At 59.1% G+C, this 11,451-nt stretch carries 11 protein-coding genes; 3 read left to right on the top strand and 8 right to left on the bottom strand.

Going from position 1 to position 11,451, the window contains the following annotated elements:
* Positions 1 to 3 precede the first annotated feature (3 nt).
* The 3 genes from B9Z49_RS11945 to B9Z49_RS11935 are packed head-to-tail and all read right to left on the bottom strand — an operon-like array spanning position 4 to position 2,688.
* Positions 4 to 657 carry a 1-acyl-sn-glycerol-3-phosphate acyltransferase gene (locus B9Z49_RS11945; protein ID WP_233254605.1) on the bottom strand — a complete coding sequence of 218 codons (654 nt, stop codon included), beginning with the start codon at positions 655 to 657 and terminating at the stop codon, positions 4 to 6.
* 15 nt (positions 658 to 672) lie between these two features.
* Positions 673 to 1,953, bottom strand: a complete 1,281-nt coding sequence (purD, locus tag B9Z49_RS11940) for a phosphoribosylamine--glycine ligase (protein ID WP_108353672.1) — start codon at positions 1,951 to 1,953, stop codon at positions 673 to 675.
* 9 nt (positions 1,954 to 1,962) lie between these two features.
* The gene (locus B9Z49_RS11935; RefSeq protein WP_108353671.1) at positions 1,963 to 2,688 is read right to left on the bottom strand and encodes a YebC/PmpR family DNA-binding transcriptional regulator; all 726 of its coding nucleotides are present in this window, start codon (positions 2,686 to 2,688) and stop codon (positions 1,963 to 1,965) included.
* Positions 2,689 to 2,759: 71 nt separating this feature from the next.
* On the opposite strand from B9Z49_RS11935, the gene B9Z49_RS11930 reads away from it, so the two are divergent.
* Positions 2,760 to 4,301, top strand: a complete 1,542-nt coding sequence (locus B9Z49_RS11930) for a helicase HerA-like C-terminal domain-containing protein (protein WP_108353670.1) — start codon at positions 2,760 to 2,762, stop codon at positions 4,299 to 4,301.
* A gap of 98 nt (positions 4,302 to 4,399) precedes the next feature.
* On the opposite strand, the gene clpA is transcribed toward B9Z49_RS11930, so the two are convergent.
* On the bottom strand, positions 4,400 to 6,733 hold the full coding sequence (gene clpA, locus B9Z49_RS11925; RefSeq protein ID WP_108353669.1) for an ATP-dependent Clp protease ATP-binding subunit ClpA: 2,334 nt from the start codon (positions 6,731 to 6,733) through the stop codon (positions 4,400 to 4,402).
* Between the two features lie 60 nt (positions 6,734 to 6,793).
* Positions 6,794 to 7,153 carry an ATP-dependent Clp protease adapter ClpS gene (gene clpS / locus B9Z49_RS11920; protein ID WP_108353668.1) on the bottom strand — a complete coding sequence of 120 codons (360 nt, stop codon included), beginning with the start codon at positions 7,151 to 7,153 and terminating at the stop codon, positions 6,794 to 6,796.
* A 160-nt stretch (positions 7,154 to 7,313) separates the two neighbouring features.
* Between clpS and B9Z49_RS22450 the strand changes: the two genes are divergently transcribed.
* Positions 7,314 to 7,622, top strand: coding sequence for a cold-shock protein (locus B9Z49_RS22450; RefSeq protein WP_108353667.1), 309 nt, complete (start codon positions 7,314 to 7,316; stop codon positions 7,620 to 7,622).
* 113 nt (positions 7,623 to 7,735) lie between these two features.
* Positions 7,736 to 8,260, top strand: a complete 525-nt coding sequence (locus B9Z49_RS11910; protein ID WP_108353666.1) for a DUF192 domain-containing protein — start codon at positions 7,736 to 7,738, stop codon at positions 8,258 to 8,260.
* A 3-nt stretch (positions 8,261 to 8,263) separates the two neighbouring features.
* On the opposite strand, the gene B9Z49_RS11905 is transcribed toward B9Z49_RS11910, so the two are convergent.
* Genes B9Z49_RS11905 through pheT form a run of 3 tightly spaced genes read right to left on the bottom strand, consistent with a single transcriptional unit; the run spans position 8,264 to position 11,422 of the window.
* Positions 8,264 to 8,611: a DUF1840 domain-containing protein gene (locus B9Z49_RS11905; protein WP_108353665.1), complete on the bottom strand. Its 348-nt coding sequence runs from the start codon at positions 8,609 to 8,611 to the stop codon at positions 8,264 to 8,266.
* A gap of 21 nt (positions 8,612 to 8,632) precedes the next feature.
* Positions 8,633 to 8,983, bottom strand: coding sequence for an integration host factor subunit alpha (locus B9Z49_RS11900; protein ID WP_108353664.1), 351 nt, complete (start codon positions 8,981 to 8,983; stop codon positions 8,633 to 8,635).
* A gap of 9 nt (positions 8,984 to 8,992) precedes the next feature.
* Positions 8,993 to 11,422 (bottom strand): phenylalanine--tRNA ligase subunit beta, encoded by a 2,430-nt coding sequence (gene pheT, locus B9Z49_RS11895; RefSeq protein ID WP_108353663.1) that lies wholly within the window; start codon positions 11,420 to 11,422, stop codon positions 8,993 to 8,995.
* Positions 11,423 to 11,451: the final 29 nt, after the last annotated feature.

The raw sequence follows: 11,451 nt of genomic DNA, 5'->3' as shown, positions 1-11,451 counted from the left end.
TTTTTAGGAAATGGTCGTGGTCTCTGGCGGGGACGGCTGAACGGGCTGAACAGGGCGCCACGGAATGATGGGCCCCATCTGGTGCGCATGAAAGCCCGTCACCCCTGCATAGACTTGGGCCAGGTGCGCGTAATCTTGCTCAACATGTCCCGTCAGGTCGTAAAAATCGACCACGCAGAAGCGGCGCTTCCCCCAGTCCAGTTTGACCAAGGCCAAGGGCACCCGCGCCCCGAGGGCCAGTTGGTAAAAACCGCTGCGCCAGCCCGGTGTATGACTGCGTGTACCCTCGGGCGCCAAACCCAGCCAGAGAAACTGGTTGTTTTGCTTGTGCTGCTCGAAAACATGGACCATCTGACCGACCACGCCCTTTGACGAACTGCGGTCAATCGGGATGCCGCCCAGCCACCGAAGCCAGGCACCGACCAGTGGAAATTTGAACAACGAGTCCTTGCCCCAAAAATGCACCGGAACACCCAGAGCCCATTTGGCCAGCACGCCGATCGGAAAGTCCCAGTTGCTGGTGTGCGGATAAAAAACGGCCACGCCCTGAGGGGTCGGAAAACCCTCAAAATCCACATGCCAACCCAGCAGTTTCAAGACCCAACGGGCCAAGGTCGAGCCCTTAAAGGTCACGGGGTGGTCGGGCTGACTGCGCATGGCGGAATTGTTGCTTCAGTTTTTGATGGCGCGGTAACCAATGTCTTGGCGCATCTGCATGCCTTCAAAGGCAACTGGGATGGCCGCCTGGTAAGCCTTTTGCTGCGCTTGCTTGACCGAGTCGGCCAGCGCTGTGACGCACAGCACACGCCCCCCGGAGGTCAGAATTTGACCGTCTTTTTCGGTGGTGCCCGCATGGAACACCATGACATCGTTCAAGTCCTTGGGCAGACCTGTCACGGCATCGCCCTTGCGTGGGTCAAGCGGATAACCCGCTGCGGCCATGACCACACCCAATGCCACGCGCCGGTCCCATTCCATTTCCAATTGATTCAGACCCTCGCCGGTCGCCGCCATCAGCACTTCAAACAGATCGGACTTCAGGCGCATCAGGATAGGCTGGGTCTCGGGGTCGCCCATGCGGCAATTGAATTCCAGGGTCTTGATTCGGCCTTGCGGGTCGATCATCAAGCCGGCATACAAGAAGCCGGTGTAGGTGATGCCGTCTTTTTCCATGCCCCGGATGGTGGGCAAGATGACCTCACGCATGGCGCGGGCGTGCACCTCAGCCGTGACCACTGGAGCGGGGGAATACGCCCCCATGCCGCCCGTGTTGGGGCCTTCGTCGCGGTCCAGCAATCGTTTGTGGTCTTGGCTGGTGGCCAGGGCAGCCACGTTCTTTCCATCGCACAGCACCATGAAGCTGGCTTCTTCGCCTTGCAAGAACTCTTCGATCACCACGCGAGCGACGCCCGCGTTGTGCGCCACACCCAGCGCGTTATCGAGCAGCATGAAGTCGATCGCCTCGTGCGCCTGAGCCAGCGTCATGGCCACCACCACGCCTTTGCCTGCTGCTAATCCGTCGGCCTTGACCACAATCGGCGCGCCTAGGCGGTCCACGTAAGCATGGGCCAATGCCGCATCGGTAAAGGTCTCAAATTCGGCTGTGGGGATGCCGTGGCGCTGCATGAAAGCCTTTGAAAAAGCCTTGGAACTTTCCAACTGAGCGGCGGCTCGGGTGGGGCCAAAAATCCGCAAGCCATGGGCCCGAAAGTCGTCCACAATGCCCGCGGCCAAAGGCGCCTCTGGCCCCACCAAGGTCAGACCGATGCCATTGTCCAAGGCCCACTGGCGCAGCAGCACCAAGTCAGTGATCGGCACATTGACCAAGTTTTTATCTTTGGCTGTGCCCCCGTTGCCTGGTGCCACATAAACCTGCTGAAGTTTGGGTGATTGCGCCAATTTCCAGGCCATGGCGTGCTCACGGCCACCACTGCCGACGATCAATACTTTCATCCAACTTCCTTAATCTTCAAATTCAGCGTTGTGGAACACATTTTGTACATCGTCCAAGTCTTCCAATATATCCAATAATTTTTGCATTTTGGCTGCCCCATCGCCGGACAAAGACACAGAATTTTCGGCACGCCAAGTGACTTCAGCCATATCGGCCACCAGTCCAGCGGCCTCCAGCGCGTTTTTCACAGCTTCAAAATCAGCGGGTGTGGTCAAGACCTCGATCGCGCCCTCCTCGTCGGTGAGCACGTCTTGGGCACCGGCTTCCAACGCCACCTCCATGACCCGGTCCTCCGAAGTGCCGGGGGCGAAGATGAGTTGACCGCAGTGTTTGAATTGGAACGCCACCGAGCCCTCGGTGCCCAGATTGCCGCCGTGTTTGCTCAGCGCATGGCGCATTTCGGCCACGGTGCGTACCCGGTTGTCGGTCATGGTGTCCACGATGATGGCCGCGCCACCAATGCCGTAGCCTTCGTATCGGATTTCCTCGTAAGTCACACCCTCCAGATTGCCGGTGGCCTTGTCCACGTTGCGCTTGATGGTGTCGGCTGGCATATTGGCCGCTTTGGCCTTCTCGATGGCCAGGCGTAGCCGGGGGTTGGCGCTGACGTCGCCGCCGCCCGTGCGGGCCGCAACCATGATTTCACGCACCACGCGGGTCCAGATCCGTTGGCGCTTTTCGTCTTGCCGCCCCTTGCGGTGCTGAATATTTGCCCATTTACTGTGGCCAGCCATCGGAAATTCCTTGAATGTTGATTTAATCTAGAGTCTTGATTTTACTTTTCACTCCGGGGAGGAGATTTTTGATGGCTGATCCCATGTTGATTGCTCAAAATGCCCAAGCGCAGTGTCACCTGCTGCCGGGTCTGGCCAACCGCCACGGCTTGATCACCGGGGCCACCGGCACCGGCAAAACCGTGACCTTGCAAACCTTGGCCGAAAACTTTTCGCGTCTGGGCGTGCCGGTCTTCATGGCGGACGTCAAAGGCGACCTGACCGGGGTTAGCCAAGCGGGCAAGATCGCCGACAAGCTGGCTGCTGTGCTGAAAGACCGGGGGCTTTCTCTGCCAGAGCCCCTGGCCTGTCCCACCACTTTGTGGGACGTCTTTGGCGAGCAAGGGCACCCGGTTCGCGCCACCATATCGGACATGGGACCCTTGTTGCTGACCCGCATGTTGGGCCTGAACGACACCCAGGCCGGGGTGCTGAACCTGGTGTTCAAGATCGCAGATGACAACGGCTTGCTGCTGCTGGACATGAAAGACCTGCGGGCGATGCTGCAGTACGTGGGGGACAACGCCAAACAGTTCACCACCGAGTACGGCAACATCAGCGCCGCCAGCATCGGAGCCATCCAGCGCGGCTTGGTGCAAATCGAAACCCAGGGCGGTGATCAATTCTTTGGCGAGCCCATGCTCAACATCGAAGACTTCATGCAGACCGACGCGCAGGGCCAGGGGGTGGTGAACATCCTGGCGGCCGACAAGCTCATGAACTCGCCGCGCCTGTACGCCACCTTCTTGTTGTGGATGCTGTCGGAGTTGTTCGAGGTGCTGCCCGAAATCGGTGATCAGGAAAAGCCCAAGCTGGTCTTCTTTTTCGACGAAGCGCACTTGCTGTTCAAGGACGCGCCAGCGGTCCTGGTCGAGCGCATTGAGCTGGTGGTGCGCTTGGTGCGCTCCAAAGGCGTGGGGGTGTACTTCGTCACACAAAACCCGCTGGACATCCCCGACAGCGTGCTGGGCCAGTTGGGCAACCGGGTGCAGCACGCCCTGCGAGCGTACACTCCGCGTGATCAAAAAGCCGTGAAATCCACCGCGCAAACCATGCGCCCCAAGGCCGGACTGGACATCGAGGCCGCCATCACCGAGCTGGCCGTAGGCGAGGCCTTGGTGAGTTTTCTGGACGCCAAGGGCCGCCCCTGCGAGACCGAGCGCGTGTTTGTGTTGCCACCAGGCAGCCAACTCGGCCCCATCACCCCCGCCCAGCGCCAGTCACTGATTCAGGGCTCTTTGGTGGCCGGGGTGTACGAACAAGTCCAGGACCGGGACTCGGCTTACGAAAAAATCAAGGGCCAAGCCACCGCCACCGCTACCGTTACCGGACAAGCTAACACCAACAACCCCTTGACTGGGCAAACCGCAACTGCGGCCGAGCCGGCCGGCGGTGGTCTGATGGGTGGGCTGTCTGACATGCTGTTTGGCAGCTCAGGCCCGCGCGGTGGGCAACGCGATGGGGTGGCCCAGTTGGTGGTCAAAAGTGCCGTGCGCACGGTGGGCTCGGCCATTGGCAGAGAAATCGTGCGCGGGGTACTGGGCAACTTACTGGGAAGTGGCCGGCGCAGGTAAGGACAAGCCAACAGTCTGCGACTTAGAAAAAAAGGGCCCCGAAGGGCCTTTTTGATAATCCCGTATCCGAAAAAAGGACCAGGACGCATGCGCGGGCCTTAATCCGCAGTCGCTTCTTCTGGCTCGGTAGGCTCGGAACGCGAAGCGCGACTTTCCTTTTTCGGGTTAGGCGTGATGTCCAGCAACACCTCGTCCTTGTCGTCGATGTCCACCGTCAGGCGTCCACCCTCGGTCAGGCGACCGAACAGCAATTCGTCGGCCAAGGCCTTGCGAATCGTGTCTTGGATCAGGCGCTGCATCGGACGCGCGCCCATGAGCGGATCGAAACCCTTTTTACCCAAAAACTTGCGCAAGGCGTCGGTGAAGGTGACTTCCACCTTTTTCTCGCCCAACTGGGTTTCCAGTTGCAGCAAGAATTTATCCACCACACGCAAGATGATCTGTGCGTCCAGAGGCTTGAAGCTGACCATCGCATCCAAGCGGTTGCGGAACTCAGGGGTGAAGAGTCGCTTGATGTCGGCCATTTCATCGCCTGCCGCACGCGGGTTGGTGAAACCAATGGTCGCCTTGTTCATGGTCTCTGCCCCCGCGTTGGTGGTCATGATGATGATCACATTGCGGAAGTCGGCCTTGCGCCCGTTGTTGTCGGTCAAGGTGCCGTGGTCCATCACCTGCAACAGCACGTTGAAGATGTCCGGGTGGGCTTTTTCGATCTCGTCGAGCAAGAGCACGCAATGGGGCTTTTTGGTCACCGCCTCAGTCAACAGGCCGCCTTGGTCAAAGCCTACATAGCCAGGGGGTGCGCCGATCAGGCGGCTCACGGCATGGCGCTCCATGTACTCTGACATGTCAAAGCGGATGAGCTCTATGCCCATGATGTAGGCCAGTTGCTTGGCCGCCTCCGTCTTGCCCACGCCCGTGGGGCCCGAGAACAGGAAGGAGCCAATCGGCTTGTCGGTCTTGCCCAGGCCGGAGCGGGCCATCTTGACTGCAGAGGCCAACACTTCAATGGCTTTGTCTTGGCCAAACACCACCGATTTGAGGTCACGCTCGATAGTCTGCAGCTTACTCCGGTCGTCGTTGGACACGTTGGTCGGCGGGATGCGGGCGATCTTGGCGACGATGTCCTCAATCTCGGCCTTGCCAATCGTCTTTTTGCGTTTGGAGGCCACCTGGATGCGCTGGGCAGCCCCAGCTTCATCGATCACGTCAATCGCCTTGTCGGGCAGTTGGCGGTCGTTGATGAACTTGGCCGACAACTCAGCGGCAGCCTGCAACGCCGCGTTGGTGTATTTGACGCTGTGGTGGTCTTCAAAGCGGCTCTTGAGGCCTTTGAGGATGTCCACGGTCTCGGACACCGTGGGCTCGACCACGTCCACTTTCTGAAAACGACGCGACAAAGCGGCGTCTTTTTCAAAGATGCCACGGTATTCGGTGAATGTGGTTGCGCCGATGCACTTGAGCTGGCCACTGGAGAGCGCTGGCTTGAGCAAGTTGGAGGCGTCCAGGGTCCCGCCCGAGGCCGCACCCGCACCGATCAGGGTGTGGATTTCATCGATGAAGAGGATACCGTTGGGTTTTTCCTTGAGAGACTTGAGCACGCCCTTGAGGCGTTGTTCGAAGTCACCCCGGTACTTGGTCCCTGCGAGCAGCGCGCCCATATCCAGCGAATACACAGTGGCTTCGGCCAGGATGTCAGGCACAGTGCCTTGCGTGATGCGCCAAGCCAAGCCTTCAGCAATCGCCGTTTTACCCACGCCGGCTTCGCCGACCAGCAGCGGGTTGTTTTTGCGACGGCGGCATAAAATTTGGATCGTGCGTTCCACTTCGTATTCACGGCCGATCAGCGGGTCGATCTTGCCTTCTTTGGCTGCCTGATTGAGGTTGTTCGTGAACTGCTCCAGCGGCGAGGCTTTTTCGTTGCGCTCACCACCGCTGGCCTCTTCGGTTTCGGAGCTGGCGGGCGCATCAGATTTGGCCGCCTCGGGCGGATCGGTCTTGCGAATGCCGTGGGCAATGAAATTGACCACATCCAAACGTGTGATGCCCTGCTGGTGCAAGTAATACACGGCGTGCGAGTCTTTTTCGCCAAAAATAGCCACCAGCACGTTGGCACCCGTGACCTCTTTTTTGCCGTTGCCTGTGGATTGCACATGCATGATGGCGCGCTGGATCACGCGTTGAAACCCCAATGTGGGCTGCGTGTCCACCTCTTCAGTACCGGCGACCTGCGGGGTGTTGTCCTTGATGAAATTGCTCAAGGCTTTGCGCAAATCATCGATGTTGGCGGCGCAAGCGCGCAGCACTTCGGCCGCGCTGGGGTTGTCCAGCAGGGCCAGCAGCAAGTGCTCAACGGTGATGAATTCGTGGCGCTGTTGACGGGCTTCAACAAAGGCCATGTGCAAGCTGACTTCCAATTCTTGGGCAATCATGTGATTTCCTTATGCCTTGCTGAGTAAATGAGATGAATGGGAGGTGGGGGGCATACCGACTTATTCAATGGGTTCACTGACACATTGCAGCGGATGTCCAGCCTGTTTGGCTGCGTCCAGCACCTGATCGACCTTGGTGGCGGCCACGTCGCGAGAGTAAACACCACACACGCCTTTGCCATCCAAGTGGATTTTGAGCATGATTTGTGTGGCCGCTTCTCGGTCTTTGCTGAAAAACTCCTGGATCACCATCACCACGAATTCCATCGGGGTGAAGTCGTCATTGAGCATCGCCACCTGATACAACTGGGGCGGTTTTACTTTCTGGGCACGTCTTTCGAGGACCACGGCGTCGCCGCCATCGGGCGCACGCGGGGTCACGATCGGCAGCGTGGGATTGGAAGGTTTTTTCGTTGCCATGATTTCATTCTATCGGTGCTTTTAAGCCCTTTGAGCCCGGGGTCTGAAAAGTCTTGGCCACCTTCGGCACAAATGCTGCACCCCGGGAAAACCTCACATTGACAAATTCGCTTTGAATTACTCAAACTGAGACTTCAAATAAAAATTACGGAGATATCGTATGCCCAGTGGCACGGTCAAATGGTTCAACGATGCCAAAGGTTTTGGCTTCATTCAACCCGACGGCGGCGGCGCAGACGCCTTTGCCCATTTCTCGGCCATCCAGATGGAGGGCTTCAAAAGCCTCAAGGAAGGCCAGCGCGTCGATTTTGAGCTGACCCAAGGCGCCAAGGGCCTGATGGCCGCGAACATCCAGGCCGCGTCACAAGCCCTGCCATCTGCTGGAAGGCCCTCAGACAACGCTTTGGCAGGCCTTAGCGAGCCAGACGAGGCGGATGACGGCCAAGTTTCCAGCAACAGCACCCCTTAAGTACAGAAAAGCGGATGGCGCGGGGTTTTGCACGGGTTGTGACCGTCTCCTGAACGGGTCCAAGCTGGCCAGGGTTATCCTTAGGTCTGATTCTTTACTGCATCCCCCCGACCATGACCAAGCTCTTCTTTTTGCTTTATCGCTCTTTTTTCGACATTGCACGAGATTTTTTCAGGCTCAGCGTTGAGTGCTGGATCGGCTGCAGCCTGCTGCTGGCCGGATCACTGGCGTCAGCCCAGTCCAGCTCCGGGCCTCAATTGGGCCTGGCTCGGACGCAGTTGACGGCTGGCATGCACCGCCTCGATGTGCAATTGGCCCAAACCCCCGAGCAGCGCCAGATTGGTCTGATGTGGCGCAAGGACATGCCGCTTCACGAGGGCATGCTTTTCGTGTTTGAGCAGGCGAGCACCCAATGCTTTTGGATGCGCAACACGCTGATTCCTTTGACTGCGGCTTTTGTCGAAGACGATGGCACCATCGTCAACTTAGCCGACATGCAGCCACAAAGCGATGACTCGCACTGCTCCAGCAAACCCGTGCGCTTCGTACTGGAAATGAACCAGGGCTGGTTTGCCAAGCGGCAAATCAAGCCCGGCGCTAAACTCGGTGGCACCGTGTTCAGCAAGCGGCCAAGCTGAAGGTCAAACGCCCCAGACCATGTCTGCCGGGTCAGCCACGCAGTGCTTGAGCATCTTGAGCATGGGGCTCGCCCGTTGCGCAAGACGCACCGGGTTCAGGGCTTCGCCAAAGGCGTCTTGTGGGCTGTCTTTTGGCGCCAAAGCTCTTTTCGCCTCCTGGCTGCGATGCAAACGAGCCGCCTCGTCCTGGGCCACAGCCGACTCCAGCTTGGCAATTGCCGCGGGCAGGTCCTTTACCAAAATAATGCCTTTGTCAGGGTCGTGACCCAACATGATTTTCAGCAGCCTGCGCCCATCGCCCTCCAGCATGATGAGGTCGCTGGTCACTTGGGATTTGAACTTGAACAACATGCGCACTCCAATCAAAATGAATCAGCGGCCCAACGTCTCCACACCCTCGTCGTCAACGGTATCGCCCTGAATCAAGGCCTTGAGCTTATGGCTGGCATGGAAGGTCGCGACACGACGTGCATCAATCGGGATCAATTCTCCGGTGCGCGGGTTGCGCCCGGGACGCGCTGCCTTGGTGCGGATCTGGAAATTGCCGAAACCGGAAATCTTCACATCGTCACCCGCAATCAGGCTGTCCACCATCAGGTCAAAGAACGCATCAACCATGTCCTTGGACTCGCGCTTGTTCAAGCCAATCTGCTCGAACAACAAATCGGCCAAATGCGCCTTGGTCAGGGCCGGTGTTTCGAGAGATTCAAAACTGATTTGCATGGCACGCCCTCAGCTACGCAAACGCGCAGAAACTCGCTCTGACAGGCTGGCCATGACGGCACCCATGGCGGCTTCGATCTGGGCATCGGTCAAGGTGGCCTCATCGCTGTGCAAGCTCAAACGCACCGCCAGACTTTTTTCGCCCTCCGCCAAACCGCCAGTCACTTCGGCCTTGGGGCGGTAGACATCGAACAGCACCGCATGGCGCAGCAAACCCTGAGTCTCGGCGCTGTGGATGGCCTGCATCAACTGGTCATGGGTGACCTGCTCGCGCACGATCACGGCGATGTCGCGTTCCACCGCTTGCCACTTGGCCACGAGCTTGGCCACGGGCACGCTACGCTGGCTAACCGCATCCAAGTCAAGCTCGAACACAACAGGCGCGTGCGGCAAGTCCCAGGCCTGACGCCAGCGCGGGTTCAATTCACCCACATGACCGATCACACGGCCGTTAAGCAGCACTTGGGCAGAGCGGCCAGGGTGTAAAGCAGGGTGTTCGGCGGCCACGAATTCAGCCTGGGCCGGGGCCAGCAAGCGCTCGACATCTGCTTTGACGTCGAAGAAATCCACCAGCCGCGACTTGCCGGTCCAGTTCAGCGGCTCCAAGGGGCCCCAAGCCATACCTGAGACTTTCATGGGCTGGTCAAAACCTTCTACCGTGGTGTCGTTGCTTTGAACAGAGGCATTGCGCAAAAACACTCGCCCCAACTCGAACACACGAACGCGGTCGGCCTTGCGATCGGCGTTGAACTTGACCACCTGGAGTAGCGAGCCGATCAGGCTGGAGCGCATCACGCTCATCTGGCTGGCAATCGGGTTGAGCAGGCGGATCGGGCTGGCGTTGCCCGCCAAGTCTTTTTCCCAAGCTTCTTCGACAAAGCTGTAGTTGATGGTTTCCTGGTAACCCAGCGCGGCAATGGCACGGCGCACGGTGGACGGGCTGCGCTCAGTCTCGCGGCGCACCTTTGCGGTGATGGGGGCCAGCGGCGGGTTCGTGGGCAGGTTGTTGTAACCCACCATGCGGGCCACTTCCTCAATCAGGTCTTCTTCAATTTGCAGGTCAAAGCGAAAGCTGGGTGGCGTCACGGTGACGGTGCCCTGCCCTTCGGCCACTTGCAAGCCCAGGCCGCGCAAAGCGTCAGCGCATTGCTGCTGGGTCAAAGGCATGCCAATCACCTTGACCGCACGGGCCACGCGCAGGGTGACGGGGGTGATCGCTGGGATGTTCAAAATCTGGTCGTCAATCGGGCCGACCTTTGTTTCGGGCGTGCCGCAAATGTCGAGCACCAACTGGGTGATGCGCTCAATGTGTTCGACCGTCAGCTGCGGGTCCACACCACGCTCAAAGCGGTGACCGGCATCGGTCGAGAAGTTGAAGCGCCGCGAGCGGCCAGCAATCGAGGTGGGCCACCAAAAGGCGGCTTCGATGTAGATGTTTTGGGTGTCGTCGGACACGGCGGTAGCGTCACCACCCATGATGCCCGCCAGCGATTCGACCTGGCTGTCATCGGCGATCACACCCACCTTGTCGTCCACGGTCACGGTGTTGCCATTGAGCAGCTTGAGCGTTTCGCCGGTCTGGCCCCAGCGCACCTGCAGGCCACCATGGATCTTGTCGAGGTCAAAAATGTGCGAAGGCCGGCCGAACTCGAACATCACGTAGTTGGAGATGTCCACCAGGGGGCTCACGCTGCGCTGACCACAACGGGCCAGGCGGTCCACCATCCACTGCGGTGTTTGGGCTTGGGTGTTCACGCCCTTGACCACACGGCCGCTGAAACGGCCGCAAAGGTCCGTCGCGTTCACTTTCACAGCCAGCTTGTCGCTGACCTGTGCAGCCACCGCTAGGAAAGTCGGGGCCTTCAATGGCGCACCGGTCAGGGCAGACATCTCGCGGGCGATGCCGTACACGCTCAAGCAATGCGCCAAATTGGGCGTGAGCTTCAGCGTCATCAGCGTGTCGTCCAGGTTCAAATACTGGCGAATGTTCTGACCCAAAGGCGCATCTGCAGGCAACTCCAGCAGGCCACCGTGGTCATTGGCAATCTGCAATTCTTTGGCCGAGCAGAGCATGCCCTGGCTCTCCACGCCGCGCAGCTTGCCCACTTTGATCAAGAAAGGTTTGCCGTCTTCGCCGGGTGGCAATTCAGCGCCCACCATGGCGCAAGGCACACGGATGCCCACGCGGGCATTGGGCGCGCCGCACACGATGTTCAGCAGGCTGCCCTGCCCCACGTCCACCTGGCAAACGCGCAGGCGGTCGGCGTTGGGGTGCTGCACGGCTTCCACGATTTCGCCAACCACGATCTTTGTGAACGGTGGGGCCACCGGCTCGAGCTCTTCCACTTCGAGACCGGCCATGGTCAAGGTATCGGCCAGCTGCTGGGTGGTCAGGGACGGGTTGCAGAACTCGCGCAACCAGGATTCAGGAAATTGCATGACTCTTGTCTCGGGTATCGGACTTGGGA

The organism is Limnohabitans sp. 2KL-51 (genome assembly GCF_003063645.1).
In the GTDB taxonomy this organism is placed as follows: domain Bacteria; phylum Pseudomonadota; class Gammaproteobacteria; order Burkholderiales; family Burkholderiaceae_C; genus Limnohabitans_A.
This window is presented reverse-complemented; position numbering and strand designations above follow the sequence as displayed.